Source organism: Anaerococcus sp. AH8042_DFU013_CI05 (assembly GCF_047936775.1).
Taxonomy (GTDB): domain Bacteria; phylum Bacillota; class Clostridia; order Tissierellales; family Peptoniphilaceae; genus Anaerococcus.
On the sequence record NZ_CP175954.1, the window covers coordinates 1241482 to 1265552 of the forward strand.

Genomic DNA, 24071 nt, shown 5'->3' on the forward strand with positions numbered 1-24071 from the left:
ACTAATTCCTTTCATTAGCGTTTTTTAGCACCCAATCTATGGAAGAAAATTTGCTAATTTCTAGCTTATCAAGGGTGTAGTTAATAATTAATCTTGTAATTTTATTATGATTTTCGGGTGGATTTAGTTTTTCTAAATCTTCTGATTTCGTGTACAAAAGTCCTTTAAGATAGGCAAATTCCTCTTTATCTAGAAAAATCTTATCACGGATAATATACTTATCATCTTCACAAATCAATGACGATTGGCTTTCTGAGAAAAAAACTTCACTACTAATAACTTTTTTACCGCAAACACCGCAAGTACTCAAATTTGGTTTAAAACCTGAAAATGAAATATATTTTAATAAAAATGCCAAAAAAATGTTTATTTGATTACTTCCTGCATTTTCAAAGGCTTCAAAAGTATTTTCAATAAGTTTATAGACAATATCGATCTGGATTTGATCATAAGTTCTTAAAAGCAAATCACAAATAGCTGATTTATATAAAATTACATCAAAATTTTTATTTGACTTTGAATAAGATTTTATAAGACTTGCTTCCTTTATCCCATAAAATTCTTTGCCAGATTTATATAGGTTGTAGGAAGCTTTTACAAATCTTTGAGTAACTGCCAGGGTTTTAGATTTTTTGTTCATAGTACCCTTTGCAATTATTGATACTCTTCCAAAATCTTTGCTAAAAACTTCTAAGATTTTGCTAGTTTCCTTGTAGGGGAATTCTCTTAGGACAAAGCCTGTCACATCAGAAAGATCATTTGTAGCCAAACCTATCCACCAATTTTTCTTTTTTGCGCCAGTCTTTTTCGACCTTGACCCAAAGTTTTAAATTGACCTTGCTGTCTAAGAAAACTTCGATTTCTTTGCGGGCCTCTATGCCAATTTGCTTAACCATAGATCCACCCTTGCCGATAACAATTTCCTTATGAGAATTTTTTTCAACAATGATAGTTGCATCGATATCGATAAGATTTTTATTTTCTCTTTGTTTAAAATTATCAATTCTTACAGCAATGCCGTGTGGGACTTCTTCGTTTAGATTATTTAGAGCCTTTTCACGGATAATTTCTGAAACGATAAATCTTTCTGACTTATCAGTGATCATATCCCTGTCATAGTAGGCTGGGCCCTCATCTAGCATTTCTTTTATGGTTTCTATATATTGATCAATATTTTTATTTTCCAGGGCAGAAATACCAATAATATGCTCAAACATTTCCGTATCCTCAAATTTATTTTTTATTTGTTCAAATTCATCTTCGCTTAGCAAATCTGTTTTGTTAATAAGTAAAATTTTAGGAACATGGATGCGTTTTAGCATTTCAATTATTTCTCTATCAAGTCTGCCTATTTCTAGGGAATTGTCCACTATAAAGGTGACAATATCAGACTCTTTTAATGACTCCTCACTAAATTCAAAAAGTTTTTCTTGAAGCTTATTTTGTGGAGTTTGGATGCCTGGTGTATCGATAAAAATTATCTGGCTATCCTCATCATTATATATTATTTGTATTTTATCTCTGGTTGTTTGGGGTTTGTTTGAAATAATAGATATCTTTTCTCTTAAAATCTTTTCCATAAGAGTTGATTTTCCAACATTTGCCCTGCCAACTACCGATATAAATCCTGATTTCATTTATTTTCTAAATCCTTACTTGAAAAACTGTGTGGCAAAAGATCATCTATGGTGAATATCTTGTAATCATCCACACTATTTGCTATCACTATTTTAGTTTCATCATCAGCAAATTCTTTTATAAACTGCCTGCACACTCCACAAGGGAATGTATCTTGACTATCGCCGGTTATCACTATATATGCAAAGTCCATTTCTCCCTCGCTAATGGCAGTGCTCATTGCTGATCTTTCTGCACAAAGGCATGGAGAATAGGCAGCATTTTCTATATTTACTCCCTTATAAATGGCTCCTGACTTTGTTTTTACAACTGAGGATACCCTAAAGTTTGAATAAGGCGAGTATGAATTTTTCTTATTTGCTATTGCAATATCAATTAAATTTTGTATTTCCTTCATGAAAATATCCCAAATATAGCCATGGCCATGGATGCTCCAAGGATGGCTCCTCTAACAATTTCCGGTATGGAGTGAATATTTGCCTCATACCTACTTTCTGCAATAATAATTGCAAGTCCTAAAAATAAAAGTTTTACAAGAGGATTTGTACTTTGCATAATACCAATAGTTGCAATGCAAAATCCTAGCGATGTATGACCACTTACAAATCCGCCCTTAAAAGCCGTCCCGTGACCTTCATAGAATACACCTTTTAAGAAAATTGTAACTACAATTGCTAAAGAAAGTGTAATAACCGCTAAATGTGACGGTTGTCTAGTAATCCTAACAATTACTGAATTATAAAAATCTATAAATTTATCAAAAAATATTAGATAGGCCACAAAAAGCGCATTAAGTGCTGAAATAAAAACTGCAGCTGCAGCTATGTCTTTGCTGGCCTTTGCAAAGGGAGAATATTTGCCACCACTGGCTAAATTTACTGCTTGCTCTAAGGCTGTATTTAATAATTCAAATCCTAATACAAAGCTAACCGCAAACACTAAAGTTATCATCTCTATTCTAGAAAGATTAAAAAATAAAGATGCAACTAATAAAATCGCCAGGGCAAGCAAGTGAAATTTCATATTTTTTTCGTGATTTATAGCCCAAACCAAACCCTCATAGGCGTAATCAAATCCTTTTAAAAATTTTTGTCCGTGAGAGAGTTCTTCTTTTTCAAAGTTGCGATCATTTAACTTTTGGCGGGCTGCTTCCTTGCGTTCTTGTTCTTTTCTCCAGTCTTCGAGGACTTCTTTTTTGATTTCTTCTTTAAGAGTCTCTCTTTCATTTTTTTCAGTCATTTTTAAAGACTCCCAGTTTTTTCATAACTTCCTTTTCACGAGCACGCATTTCAGATTTTTCCTCATCTTCCATGTGGTCATAGCCTAATAAATGTAGCATTGAGTGGGCTGTAAGATACATAATTTCACGATCTAGTGAATGGCCAAAATCTTTTGCTTGTTCCTTTGCCACATCCATAGAAATTACAATATCTCCAAGCATAGTATCTACACCCTCAATAGAAAAGTCCTCATCCATAGGAAAAGATAGGACATCAGTTGGCCTATCTACATTCCTAAATTCTTTATTTAATTTGTGAATCTCATCTATATCTACAAAAGTAATGGAAACTTCGTATTCTAATGGCAGTCCCTCTGTTTCTAGGACTGTTTTTACAACACTTTTTAGCTTTTCATCCATGTCAATTTTTTCATTAGTTTCATTTGCAATTATGAGATTCATACACTATCCTTAAAGTTCTTTTTCTTTGTCTGTTTTTGCTTGTTTTTCTTCTCTTTGTGCTTGATTTTTGGCATCTTCCTTATCGTAAGCATCGATAATTCTTTGAACAAGAGGATGTCTAACTACATCTACTGATGAGAAGTTTTGAAAACCAATGCCTTTGACATCTTTTAGGATACGTTCAGCAGTTCTAAGCCCACTGTTTTTGCCACGAGGCAAATCAACTTGGGTTTTATCTCCAGTGATGATTGCCTTTGAACCGTAACCTAAACGGGTTAAAAACATTTTCATCTGCTCACTTGTTGTATTTTGTGCCTCATCAAGGATTACAAAAGCATTATCTAGAGTACGTCCTCTCATGTAAGCAAGAGGGGCAACTTCAATCATTCCTTTTTCTACCAAACCTTGGTAAGTTTCAAATCCTAGTATTTCAAAAAGTCCGTCATATAGTGGGCGCAAATATGGATCCACTTTATCTTGTAAGTCACCTGGTAAAAATCCTAGACTTTCTCCAGCTTCTACTGCTGGACGAGTAAGGATAATCCTATTTACTTCGCCTTGCTTAAAGCTTCTTACTGCCATAGCAACAGCCAGATATGTTTTACCAGTACCAGCAGGACCTATACCAAAAACCACATCATTATTTTTTATTTTTTCAATATAGGCTTGTTGGCCTAGTGTTTTTGGTTTGATTGGTTTTCCTGTCGCAGTTGTGATAATTGAATCATCAAGGGCTTGTTTGATTACATCCTTGTTTTCACGCTCTAGCATATCTGCATAATATTTTATTTTTTGAAATTCCAGGCTACCATTTTTATCAACTTCATTTAATAGCTCTATAATAAGTTCTTTGGCAAATTCTGTGTTTATACCCTCACCACTTACTTCTAGGCCATCTTCTTTAAGTTTTATTTTGGTATTGAAACGTTCTTCTATATATTTTCTATTTTTATCAAAATTACCAAATAAAATTCTTACATTATTTGGATTTTCAATTGCTATAGTTCTATTAATATCAATCCCTCCGATTGTTTTTGTGTGTATTTATTATACCTTTTTTAGAATTTTTTTCTCTTAGCCAAAGGAGGGGCCAGTATTTCTGACATAATGATTGCTTTTCTGAAATTCTCTTTGTTTTTAAGAGTTTTTTTGTAAGAATCTATTTTTTCGTGTTTTTCTGCGTCTTTTACACTTTTTCTCTTATAGTGGATGTCTTTTTTATATAATTTTTGCTGTTTTTTTTCTCTAAGTTCTTTAGCTCTTTTTTTTTCTAATCTTTTTCTTAAATCTGGATTTACTGGATCTCCTTCAGAACCCATCATGGATTTTCCACTTATGCTACCTTTTGAGTTTACATTTCCCTCATAAGATCTTTTATTCATCCCACTTTTTTTATTATTTGATTCTTTTTTAGGAAAAAGCTCTTTTACATCTTTATTGTCAGAAAATTTTCTAAACACTGTTGGTTTTTTGCCAGATTGATAGCTTTGTTTTTTCTTTCTCTCTTCTTCCTCGACTTCTCTTTCAGCTTCTTCTATAAGTTCATTTATAGAATTTTTTGCCGACTTTATCCAAGAATCAAAGGATTCATAAGATGTTTTTTTCTTCTTATTATTAGACATCAAAATCACCCGCATCTACATCTGATAAGCTTTCGCGCATTTTTGTATCTGCGTTGATATTTTTCATATTATAATAGTCCATGATTCCTAAGTTTCCACTTTCAAATGCATCAGCAATGGCTTCTGGTATTCTCGCTTCTGCTTCTACTACTTTTGCTTTATTTTCTTGTTCTAGAGCGATAGCTTGAGCACGGCGTTCTTCAGCTTTAGCTTGAGCAATATTTTTGTCAGCTTCTGCTTGGTCACGTTGTAATTCTGCCCCAACGTTACGTCCTACATCCACATCAGCTATATCTATTGATAAAATCTCATAAGCTGTTCCTGAATCAAGTCCCTTCATTAAAACTGTTTGGGAAATATTATCTGGATTTTCTAAAACTTGGGCGTGGGAATTTGCAGACCCTACTGTAGTTACAATACCTTCCCCAACTCTTGCGATAATTGTTTCTTCGCCAGCTCCACCTACAAGTCTATCTATATTTGCTCTTACTGTTACTTTTGCAATTACTTTTACTTCAATACCATTTTTTGCAACTGCTGCAATAACTGGTGTGTTGATTACTTTTGGTGTTACAGAAACTTGTACAGCTTCAAATACATTACGTCCAGCAAGATCGATTGCTGCTGCTTGCTCAAAAGGCAAGTCAATATTTGCTCTTTCTGCTGCGATTAGGGCATCAACAACTTGGTTGATATTACCTCCTGCAAGATAATGGCTTTCTAAGTCTTCTGTTCTAATTGGAATGCCTGCTTGGTGAGATTTGATAAGGGCATTTACAATTACATGTGGATTAAGTCTTCTAAAACGCATGGCAACTAGGGATGCCATTGAAATATTTACTCCAGAAAATCTTGCTGTTATCCATAGTCCTATTGGAACCATTGTGAAAAATACTATAAGTACAATTATAATTATTGCTGGTGCTAAGAATTCCATACTTTCTCCTTTACAATTATGTGGCCATCTTTTATGGCAACTACTTCTACATCTTTGTCTTTACCTATGAAATCACTGTTAGATTTTGCATCATAAGCAGTCCCTTCTATCTCTATTCTACCTGTTGGCCTTAGAATAGTTTTTGTAACTCCAATTTTGCCAATCAAACTTCTGTAATCATTTTTGCTATTATATCCCCTTAGGGATGAATTAGTATTTGTTAGGATAAATCTATCAAATAGATTTCTATCAAATCCTAATTTTACATAAATAGTTACGGTAAGAACTATTGCAAGGGCGCTTACAACAAGTATTAATATACCTGTTTGACTATCGGCAAAACTATCCATCACAGAATAAATGGTCAAAATGATACCCACTATGCCAATCACCCCGAAACTTGGTATAAATATTTCTAGGGCAAGCAGAGTGATTCCCATTATAAAGGTTAAAATCGTCATATTATCTGCTACATTATATATGGTGTTTTGGTAATAGAAAAACCCAAAAAGTAGCAATGCTAATATGCCAAAAAAAACCTTTTTTTCTGTGAAAAGTATTGAAATCACAAAAATAACTGCCAGTACAAAACTTAGGGCAATTATAAGATCATTTGCAAGCATACTTTCCGCCTTTCTTTTTTCTTATGACAATTATCTAATAAAATTGCTAAAAAATCAATATTTTAAACCAAAAAAGGCTAGTAACAACTAGCCTTCTATAAGTTCTTTTAGCTCTCCTGTTAGCTTGTAATCAACTTTTTTAAGCTCATCAATGTTTCTTACTCCAAGAAGGGCCATAATTATTTTTATTTTTAGATTTATTTCTTTTAGGAAGCTTTCGCAAGCCTCATAACCACCATGCAATAGGTAGCTTAACACTTCTCCACTCATTGCTGCCATATCAGCTCCAATTATTATTGACTTTACAATATCCATAGCAGTTTTTATCCCACCTGATGCGATTATAAAGCTATCATCTGCTACACTTCTTACATCTATAATAGATTTTGCTGTTGGTATCCCCCAGTCATAAAGATCGGAGTAATCAACTTCAAAGTCTCTTAAATCCTCAATTTCTATAAAATTTGTACCGCCCTTGCCGGCAACGTCGATGTATTTTACACCTACATTTACTAATTTTTGGGCAACTGATTTTGAAATACCAGATCCAGTTTCTTTTACAATTATTGGATATGAGAATTCTTTAATTAGTTTTTCAATCAAATCAAGGGATGAGTGGTATGAATTATCTCCCTCTTTCATAACAAGCTCTTGGGCAAGATTTAGGTGGACTTGCATGGCGTTAGCATCGATTAGATCTCTTGCAAATACAAAATCTTCGTACTCACGTTCAAATCCAAGATTTCCAATCCTAAATAAATTTTCCTTGTACTTTACAAGTTCAAAGGAATCACGGGATTCTTCATCAGCTATGGCAATTGATTCGCTACCTACAGCCATTGGTATACTTAGCGATTCGCAAATGGATGATAGGTCCTCATTTATATTTACTGATGCAGATCCCCCACCAGTCATTGCATCTACCATTAGGGGCATAGCAATTTTTCTGCCCATAAATTCAATGCTAGTATCAATTTCATTAAGGGAAACATCTGAAACTGCGTTGTGTTCTATATAGACATTTTCTAAAAGAGTGGATTCTCGTGATTTACTTTTTAAATAATTTTCGATATGAGCATCTTTTCTTTCACGTCTTTGACTATTCATCCGCATTTTCCTCTCTTGGTTCTGCATTTAGCGATTCATCTAACATATCTTGGTTTGTAGTGGTCGTTGTAGTAGTTATGGTTTCAGTGTAACTATCTTGCTCATTATTTTGACTTTGAGTTTGTGTTTGTCCTTGATTTTGTCCATTGTTTACTGATTTTTCTTCAATTGTTTTTGTTTTTGGTAGTGGTGCTTCTTCTGTTTTTGTTTCTTCTTGCTTATTCTCATCATGAAGTCCCCTATCAGTGGACTCATCTTTGATTTCGTCATAGTGTTCGTATTCCTGATAGCCAGAATCTTCTTTTTCCCAATTTTTTAGCTTAAAGTTTGGGAAAACCTCATCAACTATTTTCCAAGTTTTTTCAAAATCAGGAATGTAGTAGCTGGTACCATCGATGGTTTGCTCCATACCTGGTACTATGTGAGTGTCCATCTTATCGGATGAGAAATTATTTATATTTCCCGCTAAATCCATAATAGCCGTCATTGGCAGATTTGTTTTTACATATTGTAGATAGTTTGAAATAAATGTCATTATATTCATATTTTTTGATTTTTTGACAATTTCATCTACCATAGCTTTTACAAATCCTTGTTGGGTATTTACCCTACCGATGTCACCATTGTTGTAGATATTTCTAGTTCTTAAATACCACATCACTTCGTTGCCATCTAAATGGTTTAAACCTGGTTTTATTTGAACTTTTCCTTTATCGATACTAATACCTTCAGGAACTTCATAATCTACTCCACCTAAAGCATCCACTATATTTATCAGCGCTTGATAATTTATTTGCACGTAATAATCAATGTCTAGTCCCAAGAAACTTCTTAACGTTTGCATGGTTAGCTCTATACCGCCAAAGGCATGGGCATGGTTGACCTTATCAAATTTGTCACGGATTTTTATCCTGCTATCACGAGGAATACTCATTAGATCCATTTTCCCCGTTTTTGTATCTGCCTTTAAAAGCATAATGGTATCTGTACGGGTAAAATCTGTATTTTTGTCATCATCTCCATTTTTGTCTACACCAACTAAGAGTATTAAATATTCTCCGTCGGCTGTCTTCACTGCGTCATCATTGTAATTTGGTATGTCTTTGTAAGCTAAATCCTTTTGGTTTTCTACTAACTTATCTAGGATAAATTTTGTCCCAAAAAAGCCCACAAGTATAACCAATAAGCTTAAAAAAAATCTTTTTGCTTTCATAAAACCTCTTCTCTTATTAAAAAATATTATACCATCAAAAGATAAGTTTTAAATTTTAAACTTTAGGGACTAAATATATTAATTGTAAGTTTATAAATGTAAAATTTAAATCGATATGTATTTTTATAAATTTTATTTCTACATTATCATAAAAAGGGTGCAAGAAATTTACCTTGCACCCTAAAGTTTATATATTTATTCAATTTATAATAGTTGTTTAGCTTCTTTTACATCTACTACTAAGACTCTGTTGGCAAAAGGATATTTATCATGTACTTTATCAAAGTATTCACCTTCATCTAAAAACTCTGCACTTCCAGTAATTCTAAAGCCTGTTCCTTGATATCCGTTAAATCCTTCTACTTCTCTTGCTGCCATTGTTAGGATAACTTCATTATTTTCTTTAACATCATTTTCTGTTGAAGTCATTCCTGCTGCTGGGATTAGTATTTTATTATCTTCAATAACTTGTAGATAAGTATTCCATGTACAAGTTACATGGGCTCCTTTACTTGTCCAAGAAGTGATGGATACGCTGCCCTCATGGCTTATAACTTCATAAAATTTTTCGTTTAACATATTCCTCCTAATTTTCTATTTTTTGTAATTCTTTTTGTTTTAGGGCATCGCGAGCCTGGCTCATCATTAGTTTTACACGGTTAATTTGGTTTACCTCGCTTGCTCCTGGGTCATAATCAATTGCTACTATATTAGCTTGTGGATATTCTTCTCTAATTTTTTTCATAACACCTTTTCCTGTTATGTGATTTGGAAGACAACCAAATGGCTGGATGCAGACAATATTTGGTGCATCAGCGTGGATTAGTTCTACCATTTCTCCAGCTAGTAGCCAACCTTCACCAGCTTGGTTTCCAAGACTTGTCACATCTTTTGCATATTCTGCAATTTGGTCGATATATTCTGGTTCATTAAATCTTTTTGACTCACGGAGAGCTTTTCTTACTGGTTTTCTATATTGTTCGACAATGCTTATACCAATTTTACCAACTGTGGCACTCATTTTGCTTTTTCCGTACAGATCAGCTTTTAATTCTGAGTTTTTCATGCAATACATAAAAAAGTCTGTTAGGTCTGGAAGTATTACTTCCGCTCCCTCTGCTTCAAGGACTTTTTGTAAGTTATTATTTGCCTCTGGCAAGAATTTCACTAGGATTTCTCCAACAATCCCCGCTTTTGGAATTTTGATGTCTTTTACTAGTAAATTATCAAAATCTTCTACGATTTCTTTAACAGCTTTTTTGTATTCTCTATCATTCATGGTTGGAGCGCTAGATTCTAGGCGGTTAATCCATTCCTCTTTTAATTTATCAGTTGCACCCTTTTCCACTTCATAAGGTCTTGTAGCATTTGCAACTCGATTTATAAGGTCACCAAAAATTATTGCCTTGATTCCTCTTTTTAAAAACGGAATTGTGGATGGTTTTCTTAAATCAAGGCCTGAGTTTGTTTCGATACCTTGGGCAGAAATTGCAATTACTGGAATATTTGGATATCCAGCATCACGAAGACCTTTTCTAATGTATCCAACATAGTTACTTGCACGACAGGCGCCACCTGTTTGTGTCATTACAATTGCAAGTTTATCTGTATCATATCTACCAGAATTAACAGCTTCCATAAATTGTCCCACAACTGTAATTGATGGGTAGCATGAGTCATTATTTACGTATTTTAATCCTTGGTCAAGGACTTTGTCATTTACAGTATCTAAAAACTCAATATTCATGCCAAAGTGATGGAAAACTGGACTTAAGATTCTAAAATGTTCTCTTGCCATTTGTGGAGCAAGAATTGTGTATCCTTCTTCTACCATTTGCTTAGTAAATTCTGGGGTTTCATAATCTAGGCGATCCAAATCTTTTTTAAACTCGATACCCTCCATTTTCTTTTGATTTAGGGCTTGGAGTAAAGATCTGATTCTAATTTTTATTGCACCAAGATTTGAAACTTCATCTATTTTAAGAAGTGTGTAAATTTTGCCGTAAGCTTCAAGTAAATCTTGGACTTGGTCTGTTGTTACCGCATCAAGTCCACATCCAAAGGAGTTTAGTTGGATTAATTGTAGGTTTGGATTTTCTGCTACATATTCTGCTGCTCGGTAAAGTCTTGCGTGGTATGACCATTGGTCAAGGACGCGGACTTTTGTGTCTACATCTTCGATATTGTAGGCAACTGCATCTTCAGAAATAACTGGTATATGCATAGACTCGATAAGTTCTGGAATTCCGTGGTTAACTTCTGAGTCAATATGATATGGTCTACCTGCAAGGACAATTGCATTTAGATTATTTTTATTTACATAATCAATAATTTCCTTGCCTCTGATTCTTATTTGATCGTGGTAATTTTGAAGTTCCTTCCAAGCGGCAGCTGTTGCGTTTTTAATTTCTTTTTTACTTAGTTTCTTGCCATTGTGCTCATAGCCTTCAAATTCTTCAATGAGTCTATCTGTAATTATTTTTTCACTTTCTAGCGAAAGATATGGATTCATATATTTTTTGCCAGCTAAGGACTCCACATTATTTTTAATTACATCGGGATATCCTGATACAACTGGGCAATTCATGTGGTTTTGGGCCTTGTCAAATTGCTTGTATTCGTAAAAAATTGCTGGATAGAAAATCAAATCCAAATCATCTCTTGCTGCCAAGTCTTCGATATGGCCGTGGGCAAGTTTTGCTGGATAACAGGCAGTTTCTGATGAAATAGAAGAAATTCCTTTTTCATACATTTCTCTGTCTGATTTGCCTGATAAAACAACGTCAAATCCTAATGATGTAAAGAATTTATGCCAGAATGGATAGTCTTCGTACATATTTAATACACGTGGCAAGCCAACCTTGCCCATACGAGCGGCATCTCCCAAAGTTTTTCTATTAAATAGCAGGTCATTTTTAAACTTGTACATATTTAAATCTGCCATTGTTTCTTCTTTTTTAACTCCGGCACCGCGTTCACACCTATTGCCTGTTACATAACGAGTACCATCTGGGAAAACATTGATGATTAAAGCACAGTTGTTGGTGCACAAACCACATCTTGCATTTTTTTGCTCATAAGTAAAGTTTTCTAGTTCTGAAATATCAGATAAGCTTGATTGACCAGTAGAATTATCGCGAGAAATTAGGGCCATACCCATAGCACCCATAAGTCCTGCAATTTCTGGTCTGGTTGTTTTTCTGCCTGTGATATTTTCAAAGGCTCTTAAAATTGCATCACCGTAGAAGGTTCCTCCTTGGACAACTATATTGTCTCCAAGAGATTTTGGATCACGGACTTTGATTACCTTTTGGATAGCATTTTTAATTACAGAATAGCAAAGACCTGCTGCAATGTCAGCTACTTCAGATCCTTCTTTTTGGGCTTGTTTTACCTTTGAATTCATAAAAACTGTACAGCGGCTACCAAGATCTGCTGGTTCTTTTGAAAATAGTGCTTTTTCTTGGAATTCTGCTGCAGACATACCTACACTTGCTGCAAAGGTTGATAAAAATGACCCGCATCCTGAAGAGCAAGCTTCATTTAGCTGAATAGAGTCAATAATGCCATCTCTGATATGCATGGCTTTCATATCTTGGCCACCAATGTCTAGAATAAAGTCAACATCTGGATTGAAAAACTTAGCTGCACGGTAGTGGGCAATGGTTTCTACTTCTCCATTGTCAACATGAAGGGCATTTTTTATAAAATCTTCCCCATAACCGCAAATACCAGATGAGGCTATGTAGGCCTTAGGATTTTTCTTAGCATATGCATCTTTTAACATATTTATAACAACTTCAAGAGGACGACCTAGGTTCATCCTGTAATCTTCATGGATAATGTGTGCATCTTCTGTAATCCACACCATTTTGCTTGTGGTAGATCCAGCATCGATGCCGACATATATAGGTCCCTCATATGTAGATATATCTTGGTAAATTACTTCATCTGTTTTATGGTCTTTGACAAAGTTCTCGTACTCTTCTTCGCTTGTAAATAGAGGTTCGAGTTTTTTTGTCATTTCCATGTCTTCAGGAGCGTCTTTTTCTAATTCTTTTATCAAAGTACTGTAAAGTACATAATCGTCATTCTCAGCTGAAAGGATAGCTGCACCCTTTGCTACGTAAAGTTGGGCATCTTCAGGGGTTGTGAAAGTATTGCCATCTTGGCCTAAGGTTTCGACAAATCTATTGCGAAGTGCTGGCAAGAAGTGCAGTGGTCCACCTAAAAATGTAACATTGCCTCGGATAGGTCTCCCGCAGGCAAGATTTGAAATAGTTTGGTTAACAACTGATTGAAAAACTGAAATTGCAATATCTTCACGACTTGCTCCTTGGTTCATCAAGGCTTGGATGTCAGTTTTTGCAAAAACACCACAACGGCTGGCAATTGGGTAGATTTTCTTATAATTTTGGCTTAAATCATTTAAACCAGAGGCATCAGTATCCAAAAGTGCTGCCATTTGGTCAATAAACGCACCAGTACCGCCTGCACAAATAGAATTCATTCTTTGTTCAACCGACCCTGATAAGTATGTAATCTTAGAATCTTCCCCGCCTAGCTCAATAACCACATCCGTTTCTGGAATAAATTTCCTAATTGCAGCGGTTTCTGCAATAACCTCTTGGACAAAATTGATGCCCATATATTTTTCTAGGAACATCCCACCAGATCCAGTTACATTTATAGTTATATAATCATCCTTAAACTGGTCATAAGCCTCAGTTAAAACATTCTTTACAGTTTCTTTGACATCAGATTTGTGTCTTCTATATACTTGGTGAATGGTATTAAAATTCTCATCTGTGATGACAATTTTTACAGTAGTAGACCCTACATCAAGTCCCATATGTAAATTCATAATACGCCTTTCTTATTCTAATCTATATTAAAAATTAATCTATAAATTAACTCTATTTCTTATTTGATTAACACTTATATTTTACCCCATATTTGAAATTAAATACAAGTAAAAAAGTCGGGATAGATTTGGTTATAATTTAGTTATTTTTTGCTTTTATAATAGCAAATATAAAGGGAGGCATATTATGAAAAACATAATTGAAACAAGAAACTTAACCAAAGAATATAAAGATTTTAAGGCCTTAGACAAAGTCTCAATAAATATTGAAGAAGGAAAAGTTTATGGTCTTTTGGGGCCAAATGGAGCCGGCAAATCAACTTTTTTGAAACTTATAACCCAAATAATAAAGCCAAGCTACGGCGAAATTATTTTTAGAGGTCATGAAATAAGTCAAAATGATTTATCTCAAATAGGCTCAATTATTGAAACTCCAGCTATTTATCCAAATCTAACAGCCTATGAAAATTTAAAAGTACTTACTACCCTTTTAAATATAGAAGAAGAAAGGATAAATAAAGTCTTAAAAATAGCTGGTCTTACAAACACAGGAAATAAATTGGCCCGCGAATTTTCTCTAGGCATGAAACAAAGACTGGGAATAGCTATGGCTCTTATAAATAATCCAAAATTATTAATTTTAGATGAGCCAACTAATGGCCTTGATCCAGTGGGCATAGCAGAGCTTAGAGAACTTATAAAATCTTTTACAAATGAGGGCATAACAGTTCTTATTTCTAGCCACATTTTAAGTGAAATTGACCAAGTTGCCGATAAAGTTGGTATCCTTGTAAACGGAAAATTAGCCTATGAAGGTGAAAATAATAAGGGAAGCGATTACTTAGAGAATTTATTTATGGATATTATCAAGAAAGAAGGTTTTTAATATGGCAAATATTTTAAAAGCTGAAATATTAAAAGAAAAAAGGTCTGCAAATGCAAAAATACTTTTACTAACACCCATAATTTTTATAGTATTTAATTTATTAATGAATGTTCTTATGGGAAAAAGTCCTGAGGGCAAAAGCTTTTTACTAGCAACTGCCTTTAATTGGTTTCCCTTACTTATATTACCAATAGTAATTAGCCTGCTTGTTATAAATATATTGGCAAAAGAAAAACAAAGTCAATTAAATTTACAAAAAAGTTTGGGCTTGGATAGGAAAAAGATAAAAGTAGCAAAATCTCTGCTAGTACTTACAGAAGTTTTTGCAATAGTAATGGTATCAATCCTTATAATTTATTTAGTTGCTAATTTTATTTTAAAAGAAAATATAAGCCTTGCTATGCTTATAAAGGCAGGAGTGGTTTTATTTATAGGGGTCATGCCTCTAGTAGGATTTTCATTTTTTATAATGAGTTTATCTAGCAAAGCTTTTGTATTGCTAATTCTAAACTTTATTTTATCAATCATCTCCCCAAACCCAGCTGTTAAAGATTTGTGGAAATTTTATCCTTGGTCTTATAGTTTGAGGATGCTAGCACCAATCATCGGAGTTCACCCAAACGGAACATTTTTAGACACCAATTCACTCCTATGGGATAAAAGTGTAATCACTCTAGGAATTGTACTAAGCCTTGGTGTTTATGTTTTGTTTATGGTTTTATCTATAAATAGAAAGGAAAAGGAAAATGCTTAATATAATTAAATCTAACTGGCTAAGAACAAAAAGGCAGCCCATAAGGTGGGTTTTATTGCTTGCACCAATATTATATGCCCTAGGATTTTCCCTTTATACAATGGGCCCAAATAGCTTTAAAGGTGTAGAAATATATGCCTTTTTTGAAATTTTTGCTATCTTAGCCACTTTTTCCTTAAGTTTTTTTGTACCCATGCTTTATGAAGCAGATAAAAATGCAAGTTTTTATACCAATGATGTAAAATTCGGTATAAGTCGTAAAAAATCATTTGTAGCAAAATTTTTGCTAATTGCGTTATTGTATGCTTTAATTATTTTAATAGCAAGTGTTATTTTTCTAGGGTTTTGGATTGCATTTAAAAACAAATCTATAAATTTAGGTGAATTTTTGATATTAATGGCCCTAGTATTTTTTACAATCATCCCCCTTATTCCAATCTACCAATATTTAAATCTAAAATATGGACAAAGCGGATCTATTATGATCGGGATTTTTTTTACCCTTGCAGCAATTTTACTTGGTACAACCGGTCTAGGAGCTTTAATTTGGAAATTTTCGCCCTTTGTGTGGCCTATAAAATTAATATATTTGTTGGCCCAAGGTGCTGTATCCTTAAAAGTTTTCCTAAAATTTATTGGCCTTGGGATAATTATTAGCATTATTTTTCTAATCATTGTCACAAACTGGTTTAATAAATGGGATGTGTACGCAAAAATGGAGGATTAAATGAAAATCTTACTTATCGATGATGATAAAGATCTTACAAATCTGATAAAGAACACCTTAAAAAAAGACTATGAAATTGAAGTTTGTAACGATGCATCGACCATTAATCCAAATATTTTTACAAATTTTAACTTACTTATCCTAGATATAATGATGCCAAATATGGATGGTTTTGAGTTTTTAGAAAAATATAGGGGTATGATTGATGTTCCAATCATCTTGTTAACAGCCAAGGACTTTGAAAATGATAAACTAGAAGGATTTGCCCTTGGTGCAGATGACTATATTACAAAGCCATTTTCAATAAAAGAATTGCGAGCAAGGGTAGGAGCGCATATAAGACGAGAAAAAAGAGAAAAACATAATCGCCTGCTAGATTTTCCTGTTTCTTGTGATTTACTAGCAAAAAAATTTTACTGCTACGAAGATGAAATACATCTAACAAAAAGTGAGTATGATATATGTCAGTTACTTATAAAAAATAAAGGCCAAGTTTTTACGAAAGAAAATATTTATACCTCTGTCTATGGCTATGATGCTGATGGTGATAGTCAAACTTCAATAACCGAACGCATAAAACTAATTAGAAATAAATTTGGAAAATACAAGGTAAACCCTATAAAAACTATTTGGGGAGTAGGATATAAATGGGAAATAGAAAATCTTTAGGTAGGCTTATAACAAAATATGCAATTTTCGAGATAATTTATACTTTTTTTGTATTTCTCTTTTTTCTAATTAGCATTACTTTATTAATAAGAAGAGGATATATTTATCCTGCAAATTACGCAGAAATGAACATCTCAAAAGTTGAAGAAAGTTTTGAAAAGAATGATTTTAGTCCTAAAAGCATCCCCTTTTATTTTGATTATAAATATCTAAAAAATGGAGAAATAGTAGCAAATACTATTGACAATAAATATAAAGACTATGTAGACCAAGCAGAAAAAACGGGATTAGCAAATTCAAACTTGCCTTTTAATAACAAATATTTTAAAAAACTGACCAAAGATAGTGAAACATTGATTTTATCCTACCAAATATCCCCTATCTTAGCATCAGAAAAGGCATATCATAAAATAAATAATATAGAACTTCTTTATATTTCTCTAGCATTTATAATCTGGCTTCTAGGATTCATCATTTTAGTTAGAAAATCCATAAAAATAATAAAAAATGAAATAGAAAAAATTTCCAAAACCAATCTGCAAATTAAAAACATGAATCTAGATTTTAAATCAGAAGATTCCAAATATACAGAGATTGCTGGAGTATTAGATTCCTTAGATGCTATGGCCTTAGATTTAAAAAAATCCTTACATGACCAATGGCAGATAGAACAAAAACAAAAAAATCTAATAGAATCAATAACCCACGATATCCGCACACCTATTACCCTAATAAAAGGAAACACGGAACTTTTAAAAGAAGAAGGCAATCCTGATCAATTAGAATATATAAATGATATAGAAACCGGTATAGATCGCTTAAATATTTATATCGAAAAACTAAATAATTTTTCAAGAAACATAGCAAATAATCCACAAAAAGTAGATGAAAACGCAATTAATTATTGGATAAACATTGCAAAATCAATATGTAAAAACGCAAATATAAATCTAATAGTAACAAAATCAGAACCTTCAACGATAAAGCTAGATAGAGAACAAATAGCAGTAGCTATACAAAATATAATAGTAAATTCCACAGAACACAGTCCCAAAAATAGTAACATTTATCTAACATTTGAAAACCAAAAAAATTATTACCAAATAACAGTAAAAGATCAAGGCCCAGGTTTTAAAAAAGAAATCCTCGATAAGATCCCACAAAAAAATCTAACCACCAAAACCGATAAAATAAAGCACGGCATGGGTTTGGTAATGGTTGATGAGATTTTAAAATCTAATAAGGGAAGACTAAATTTGGGTAATTATCAAAAAGATAGTAAGAGCGGAGCAATAGTAAAATTTATTTTTTATAAATAAAGGAAAAAAACAAATGTCAAAACATATACCATTAACTTTAAGCTCATGGACCTTGGGAGACGAATGTACATTTGAGCAAAGGGTAAAAGCTGCAAGCCAAGCAGGATTTGATGGAATTGGATTAAGGGCTGAAAATTATATAGATGCCATCCATTCAAGATTAAGGGATGCGGATTTATTAGAAATTTTAGATAAATATCAAATAAAAGTAACAGAAGTAGAAAGCATAACCCAATGGGCTGATGATGATATGCCCTATGAGATGAAGTACAAAGAACAAATTTGCTATCATATGTGCAGACTTTTTGATGTAGATCATATTAATATATTTTTACTAGAAGAATACCCTCTAGATTATATATCAGAGAAACTAAAAAGCCTCTGCTTAAGAGCAGGAGATTTAAAAATCGCTTTAGAGCCCATGCCCTATAGTGGCATATACGATTATTTAGATGGATATGAAATAATAAAAAAATCAGGAATGGATAATGCTTATTTAATTTTAGATAATTAGCATTGGGTAAAATCTGACCATAATTATGATGGAATACTACCAAAAGAAATATCAGAAAAAATAATTTCTATTCAACTTAATGATTCCTATAAAAGATATTATGCAGAAGATTACCTTAGAACTGAATCTATGCATGACAAACTACTTCCAAATCACGGACAAAATAATACTTCAGGGTTCGTAGATATGATTAAAAAATCAAACGTAAATCCACAAATTATAAGTGTAGAAGTAAATTCAGATGATTTGTTAAGTATGGGCATTTATAAAGCTGCAAAGATGGCTTTTGGCTCAACTAAGAATGTTTTAAATAAATCACGGCCAGAAGTTTTATCATAATAAAAAAGAGCCCTAAGGCTCTTTTTTTAGTGTAATTCTGGCCAATAATCACCATTACCTTCAATAAGTTCATCTAAAACTTTTTTTGCTACTACTGCATTTGGTACAGTTTGATTCAATGTAAATGCTTGTAAAGCCTTATAATAAGAATTTTCAAAAAAAGCATCTACCAATAATTTTTCTGATGCCACCTGCGCTTCCATCAAACCTTTATGAAAATCTGGTATATCATTTCTAAGCGAAATTGGCTCAGCACCATTTGCTCCAACATAGCATGGAACTTCTACTGATGCATCATTTCTTAGATTTGGAATTGCTCCTTTATTTGGTTTTATAAGCATAAATCTGTCATTTTTATCATGTAAAATTGATGCTGCAATATCAACAATATATTGACCATGATGGTTGCCCTCATAATCAATTGATTCTAAATTTGGATTTTCATTAATTTCTCTTACAATATCTTTTATTTTTGTAATGCGGCCATCCATAATTTGGTTTGCTCTTGTATAATTAGGGTCTTCTTTTTCTACCATTTGTTCCGAGAAAAGATAATAAAGTAAATAATTATTCGCAAGCCTATCTGGAAAAGTTTTTATAAGGCTTTGATATGACTTCCATGTGCTTGCCCAGCTTGGATCTTCACCCTCTGTATTTAGACCTTCGTTTATAATTTTATCAATTATTTCTGGCATAACATCTCTTTTTAGAGCTTTATCATAAATAGATTCATACCAACCAAAGTGATTTAGCCCATAATAAGTTGGTATCCAATCTTGTCTATTATAACCAAAACTTTGTGCAATTATTTCTTCAATAGCAATTGTCATATCACATGCATTTATTATTTTTGCATCTGGGTATTTTCTTCTAACTACTTCCGAAATTATTGTTTCTGGATTAGTATAGTTTAAGATCCAGGCTTCTTTATTAAATTTTTGAATAAGATCTACCATCTCGGAGAAACCTTTCATAGATCTCATTGCATAAGCAAATCCACCTAGTCCACAAGTTTCCTGACCAACCAGACCATGTTTTAATGGGATTTTCTCATCTAATTCTCTCATTTTAATTCCACCAACTCTTATTTGAGAAAATATAAAATCTACCCCTTTAAATCCTTCTTTTGGATTTTCAGTTCTTACTAATTTAACACCATAATCGCCTTTTTTTATTAGGAATTTTATTATGGTTTCCATATCACTATTTTTTTCTTTATCGATATCATAAAGTCTAATTTCTGATACATCTAATTCTTTATGATTTAATAATGAAAGGATTATTCCAGGTGTATATCCACTTCCTGATCCAGCGATTGTTACTTTTACTTTATCCATTATTTCCTCCTATAATAATTTTTCAAACTCGTTATAAACTTTTTCTACCTCTGGTCCGATAATAATTTGAATATTATTTGGTGATGGCCTGTAAACTCCTGCAACACTTGTTGCTTTTATTTGCTCTTCATTAATAAGTGATGAGTCATTTACTTCAAGTCTTAATCTAGTAATACAATTATAACAATCTTTAATATTTTCTTTGCCACCAACTGATTTTAATAAAGTTTTTGCTAGATATCCATAATTGCTTGTTTTTAAGCTAGCTTTTGATTCTTTTTCTACATTTTGCTCTGAGTAATCAACCTTATTTTCATTTCTTCCAATAAGCTTAACATCTTTTTTGGTTATAAAAGTATAGAATACAAAATAATAAACTACAAAAGTAATGATACCAAGCAAAAGTACTTTTAAACCATTTGTTGATATGCCTAAGTTCAATATATAATCTATAAATCCAGAGCCTGCTGCAAATCCTATTCTTATATTCATTAAATAAGATATTACACCAACTATCCCCGCTAAAATTGCATGGATTAAATATAGAGTTGGTGAAGCAAACATAAACATAAACTCAACAGGTTCTGTAATACCTGTTAAAAATGAGGTAAAAGCACTACTGGAGATAAGGCCCTTTGCATTTTCTCTTTGGTCTTTGAAACTTGCTTTGTAAATTGCAAGAGAAATTGCAGGTATAGCAAACATCATAATTACAAAAAATGGTGCCAAGAAATATCCAGCAGTTGGGTCTTGTGCAATATATCTACCGATTTCACCTTTAACCTGTTCTCCCGCTGCATTGGTAAATGATCCCATTTCAAAATAAATATATGTGTTAAGAACATGATGAAGCCCTGTTGGAAGAAGCAATCTATTAAAGAATACGAATAAGCCAACTCCTATAGCTCCCATACTACCTAACATTTGAGCAAAACTATCTATCCCATTTTGGAAAACTGGCCATATAAAACCAAATATCAAGGCTAGTAAAGTTTGTACAAGTAAGACTACCAAAAATGGGAAGTTTTCGCCAGCAAAGAAGAATAAAGCTGATGGCAGTTTTACTTCTTTAAATTTATCAAAACAATATGCTGATACTAAACCAGAAATAATTCCCCCAAATATACCCATATTAATATCAGGATTCATTACTTTTAATCCCTCTTTTAGTGTTAATATAGCAACTACTGCAAGCATGGCAGGTTTACCACGATCTTTTGCACTTACAAATCCCATTGCAACACCAATTGCAAATAAAATATCCAAGTTACCAAAAACAGCATTACCTGCTGCGCCTAATATAGGAATGTTTAATAAATCTTCTGATGCAATTCTAAGTAATATACCAGCAATCGGCATTACTATAACTGCTAGAAGCATTGCCTTACCTAATCTCTGAAAAAATCTATTCATATTTATCTCCTCATTTGAATTGTTTATATGTTACAAGTTCAATGTTTCTTTCTTTTACAAGCCCTTTAATATAATCACTTGTCAACCACATATGTTCATAAACCCTCGCTGTATTAAAAGACGAGTTATCCATCAAATAAAAATCTACATAAGCGGGATGAACCATAAGCTCTACAGTTTCGAAACTTGTAATATGATCAAAAAGTTCTACAAATTTTTGTTTATCTGTATTTTTGTTTGATAGTAGTCCATCACCATCAAGTTTTACAAAATCAGGTGAATTAAAATATTTTTCGTCTAAATAACTACTCCTAACCGGCAATTTATATTCTTCACTAATTTTTTTAGCAGCAGCTCTTGTTTGTTCATGGGTGTGCATGTGATGGTGGCTATCTATGTGATCTACATTAAAACCAGCATCAAGTATTTTATCTAGCTGCGCTTTCCATTCTTTATATATAAGTTCACCCTCCAGCCAAGCTCTCTCTATAGATTCATTTTGATCGTCTAAATAAATAGGTCTTCTTAAAAATTCACTATTATCATCCAAAAATTCTTTCGGAAGATTAGTTAAAGGTTTTCCACTTGTCAAAACTAAATGTGCTCCAACTCCAAGCCCAGGATATTCTTTATGAAGTTTAAGAGCATCCTCAAATCCATACATATTTGCCATCATGGTAGTTGATGATACTATTCCATTTTTATACGCATCTACAATTCCAGCATTTACACCTGGACTATAGCCAAAATCATCTGCATTAACTATCAATTTCATTTAATAATTCCTTTCTGCTAATTTCAAAATAGATATCGCTTACTAAGTTACAAATAAAAGGCATGACATACCTAATTGATATATCAGCTTCATAACTTATTCTAAGTCTAAATATATCCTTGCCACTTAGACCCTCTATTTTGGGTATTCTAAATATCTTATAAAATTCTTTTTCGTTTACATTTGTGTCTTCGAAAGTTACCAAGCAATATTTGCTGTTAGAAAAATTTATTTGATTTTGCATCAGATTTAGGAATTTACCAGTCCATGATATTACAAATATTAAGTCATCTTCATTGTGCCTTGAAAGATACTCCTCATTTCGTTCATTGATGTCCATTAAGCAAATAACTTTTCCTATCGTTGCCATGGAGACTTGATATCCTTGTAAAAATGCTAATTGCATGCCTGTTGATAAAATCGTACATTTCTTAGAATTTTTAATCAAATATGCTGCAGTTTCTAAGTGAGACTTAAATTTTTTATAAGAAAAAGATTTAGCTAATATCGATAAATCGTTTGCAAGATTATTATAATCATCTTCATTTAATTCTTTGTAATCAAGATTTCTTAAAATTCCAAGATTATAATCTTCCATTAAAGTTTGTTTTAAATCAGCAAAATTTTCATATCCCATTCTTATGCAAAATCTTCTGATAGTTGACCTTGATACGGAAATTTCTTCTGCAATTTCATAAATACTATAATTTTCAAGATCATATAAATGATTGATCAAAAACTTTGCTATTTGATAATCTGATTGATCATATTCTTCAGTATTTAAAATATTACATAAAAGATTTATGATTTGTAAACTTTCAATATTTTGAATACCTTCTTGCATTTACCTCCTCCTTAAAATGTTTTCATAAATATAGTATCATAAATAACGTTGGATTTTGGAGCGAATTTTGAACCTATAAATGATTTTAAGTACATTTCAGAAAACGTTTCCTTAAACAATAAAAAAAAGAGAGCTGTGTCTCTTTTTTAACTCCTTACCCTCATCTCCTTAACAAGTCCTGAAATAAATTTAAAATTAGGATCTTTAGAATCACGGGCTAGGTCAAATAGGATTGTTTCTGTTTCTGTTCTTACTGCTCCCATTTCTCTTAGTGTTTTTAATGCTTCTTCTTTTTGGCTTTCTTTAAAGCTTGCTAGGGCGTCTTTTGGTAAGAACACGTTTATGCCTAAATTTAAAAGGCTTCTTGTGGTTTGGTATACACAAATGTGGGCTTCTGCTCCTGTTATTACTACTTTTTTAATATCATTTTGCTTTATAAATTTTAAAACTTCTGCTATTGCTGCATCAAATATAGTTTTTTCAAAAATATTATCTTGGTCTATTTTTTCTAGTATTCTTTCATCTGTATTGCCAAGACCTTTTGGATATTGTTCGGTTGCAATGATTGGCATTTCATATTTTTTAAAGGCTTCTATTAAGGTAAGGGTATTTAATATTACCTCTTCTCCATTTTCTAGAGCCTTCATTAATCTTGGTTGTTCATCTATTACTAGCAAAAGTGTGTTTTCTTTTTTGCTATAGATTCCGCTTTCTTGATCAAAAGTGTTTACAAAATATTTATCGTCTAATTTTCTTTCCATAAGTCCCCCTTGTATTTATATAATAAAATTATACTTTAAAATAAACAG

General features: G+C 32.6%; 25 protein-coding genes. 7 read left to right on the forward strand and 18 right to left on the reverse strand.

From position 1 onward, the window contains the following. Position 1 precedes the first annotated feature (1 nt). The 13 genes from recO to ACKRLN_RS06455 all read right to left on the reverse strand — a co-directional run bounded on the left by recO (position 2) and on the right by ACKRLN_RS06455 (position 13685). Positions 2-769, reverse strand: coding sequence for a DNA repair protein RecO (gene recO, locus ACKRLN_RS06395; RefSeq protein WP_416334640.1), 768 nt, complete (start codon positions 767-769; stop codon positions 2-4). Then, positions 756-1637, reverse strand: a complete 882-nt coding sequence (gene era / locus ACKRLN_RS06400; RefSeq protein WP_416334641.1) for a GTPase Era — start codon at positions 1635-1637, stop codon at positions 756-758. The genes recO and era overlap by 14 nt, the downstream gene beginning before the upstream one ends. After that, a complete protein-coding gene (cdd, locus tag ACKRLN_RS06405; protein ID WP_416334642.1) occupies positions 1634-2035 on the reverse strand; it encodes a cytidine deaminase in 402 nt (133 codons plus the stop codon). The genes era and cdd overlap by 4 nt, the downstream gene beginning before the upstream one ends. Further along, positions 2032-2877: a diacylglycerol kinase gene (locus ACKRLN_RS06410; RefSeq protein WP_295882662.1), complete on the reverse strand. Its 846-nt coding sequence runs from the start codon at positions 2875-2877 to the stop codon at positions 2032-2034. The genes cdd and ACKRLN_RS06410 overlap by 4 nt, the downstream gene beginning before the upstream one ends. After that, entirely contained in the window at positions 2870-3319 is a 450-nt protein-coding gene (gene ybeY, locus ACKRLN_RS06415) for an rRNA maturation RNase YbeY (RefSeq protein ID WP_203126216.1), read from the reverse strand. The genes ACKRLN_RS06410 and ybeY overlap by 8 nt, the downstream gene beginning before the upstream one ends. A gap of 9 nt (positions 3320-3328) precedes the next feature. After that, positions 3329-4291: a PhoH family protein gene (locus ACKRLN_RS06420; RefSeq protein ID WP_416335387.1), complete on the reverse strand. Its 963-nt coding sequence runs from the start codon at positions 4289-4291 to the stop codon at positions 3329-3331. A gap of 86 nt (positions 4292-4377) precedes the next feature. Next, entirely contained in the window at positions 4378-4941 is a 564-nt protein-coding gene (locus ACKRLN_RS06425) for a hypothetical protein (protein ID WP_416334643.1), read from the reverse strand. Continuing rightward, the gene (gene floA, locus ACKRLN_RS06430) at positions 4934-5878 is read right to left on the reverse strand and encodes a flotillin-like protein FloA (protein WP_203126212.1); all 945 of its coding nucleotides are present in this window, start codon (positions 5876-5878) and stop codon (positions 4934-4936) included. Before floA ends, ACKRLN_RS06425 begins: the two co-directional genes overlap by 8 nt. Next, entirely contained in the window at positions 5866-6501 is a 636-nt protein-coding gene (locus ACKRLN_RS06435; RefSeq protein ID WP_203126210.1) for an NfeD family protein, read from the reverse strand. Before ACKRLN_RS06435 ends, floA begins: the two co-directional genes overlap by 13 nt. Before the next feature lie 87 nt (positions 6502-6588). Beyond that, on the reverse strand, positions 6589-7608 hold the full coding sequence (fni, locus tag ACKRLN_RS06440; protein WP_416334644.1) for a type 2 isopentenyl-diphosphate Delta-isomerase: 1020 nt from the start codon (positions 7606-7608) through the stop codon (positions 6589-6591). Further along, positions 7601-8821 (reverse strand): LCP family protein, encoded by a 1221-nt coding sequence (locus tag ACKRLN_RS06445; protein ID WP_416334645.1) that lies wholly within the window; start codon positions 8819-8821, stop codon positions 7601-7603. Before ACKRLN_RS06445 ends, fni begins: the two co-directional genes overlap by 8 nt. A gap of 204 nt (positions 8822-9025) precedes the next feature. Beyond that, positions 9026-9400 carry a pyridoxamine 5'-phosphate oxidase family protein gene (locus ACKRLN_RS06450; RefSeq protein ID WP_416334646.1) on the reverse strand — a complete coding sequence of 125 codons (375 nt, stop codon included), beginning with the start codon at positions 9398-9400 and terminating at the stop codon, positions 9026-9028. Positions 9401-9407: 7 nt separating this feature from the next. Further along, a complete protein-coding gene (locus ACKRLN_RS06455) occupies positions 9408-13685 on the reverse strand; it encodes an acyl-CoA dehydratase activase-related protein (RefSeq protein ID WP_416334647.1) in 4278 nt (1425 codons plus the stop codon). Between the two features lie 187 nt (positions 13686-13872). Here ACKRLN_RS06455 and ACKRLN_RS06460 point away from each other — a divergent pair, with 187 nt between their 5' ends. The 7 genes from ACKRLN_RS06460 to ACKRLN_RS06490 all read left to right on the forward strand — a co-directional run bounded on the left by ACKRLN_RS06460 (position 13873) and on the right by ACKRLN_RS06490 (position 18893). Then, positions 13873-14571 carry a lantibiotic protection ABC transporter ATP-binding subunit gene (locus ACKRLN_RS06460; RefSeq protein WP_416334648.1) on the forward strand — a complete coding sequence of 233 codons (699 nt, stop codon included), beginning with the start codon at positions 13873-13875 and terminating at the stop codon, positions 14569-14571. Between the two features lies 1 nt (position 14572). Then, positions 14573-15325 (forward strand): ABC transporter permease, encoded by a 753-nt coding sequence (locus ACKRLN_RS06465; RefSeq protein ID WP_416334649.1) that lies wholly within the window; start codon positions 14573-14575, stop codon positions 15323-15325. Next, positions 15318-16052, forward strand: coding sequence for a lantibiotic ABC transporter permease (locus tag ACKRLN_RS06470; RefSeq protein ID WP_416334650.1), 735 nt, complete (start codon positions 15318-15320; stop codon positions 16050-16052). Before ACKRLN_RS06465 ends, ACKRLN_RS06470 begins: the two co-directional genes overlap by 8 nt. After that, complete coding sequence (locus tag ACKRLN_RS06475; RefSeq protein WP_416334651.1) at positions 16053-16721, forward strand: response regulator transcription factor; 669 nt, start codon at positions 16053-16055, stop codon at positions 16719-16721. Between the two features lie 125 nt (positions 16722-16846). After that, positions 16847-18040 (forward strand): sensor histidine kinase, encoded by a 1194-nt coding sequence (locus ACKRLN_RS06480; protein ID WP_416334652.1) that lies wholly within the window; start codon positions 16847-16849, stop codon positions 18038-18040. 13 nt (positions 18041-18053) lie between these two features. Further along, entirely contained in the window at positions 18054-18554 is a 501-nt protein-coding gene (locus ACKRLN_RS06485; RefSeq protein WP_416334653.1) for a sugar phosphate isomerase/epimerase family protein, read from the forward strand. Positions 18555-18740: 186 nt separating this feature from the next. Next, a complete protein-coding gene (locus ACKRLN_RS06490; protein ID WP_416334654.1) occupies positions 18741-18893 on the forward strand; it encodes a hypothetical protein in 153 nt (50 codons plus the stop codon). A 26-nt stretch (positions 18894-18919) separates the two neighbouring features. On the opposite strand, the gene ACKRLN_RS06495 is transcribed toward ACKRLN_RS06490, so the two are convergent. From ACKRLN_RS06495 to ACKRLN_RS06515, 5 genes are all read right to left on the reverse strand, one after another. Further along, positions 18920-20230 (reverse strand): maltose-6'-phosphate glucosidase, encoded by a 1311-nt coding sequence (locus ACKRLN_RS06495; protein WP_416334655.1) that lies wholly within the window; start codon positions 20228-20230, stop codon positions 18920-18922. Between the two features lie 9 nt (positions 20231-20239). Beyond that, a complete protein-coding gene (locus tag ACKRLN_RS06500) occupies positions 20240-21643 on the reverse strand; it encodes a PTS transporter subunit EIIC (protein WP_416334656.1) in 1404 nt (467 codons plus the stop codon). Between the two features lie 10 nt (positions 21644-21653). Beyond that, positions 21654-22418 carry a carbohydrate deacetylase gene (locus ACKRLN_RS06505; RefSeq protein ID WP_416334657.1) on the reverse strand — a complete coding sequence of 255 codons (765 nt, stop codon included), beginning with the start codon at positions 22416-22418 and terminating at the stop codon, positions 21654-21656. Then, positions 22402-23262, reverse strand: coding sequence for a MurR/RpiR family transcriptional regulator (locus ACKRLN_RS06510; RefSeq protein WP_295884068.1), 861 nt, complete (start codon positions 23260-23262; stop codon positions 22402-22404). Before ACKRLN_RS06510 ends, ACKRLN_RS06505 begins: the two co-directional genes overlap by 17 nt. Positions 23263-23408: 146 nt before the next feature. Further along, positions 23409-24023 (reverse strand): isochorismatase family protein, encoded by a 615-nt coding sequence (locus tag ACKRLN_RS06515; protein WP_295884071.1) that lies wholly within the window; start codon positions 24021-24023, stop codon positions 23409-23411. Between the last annotated feature and the right edge of the window lie 48 nt (positions 24024-24071).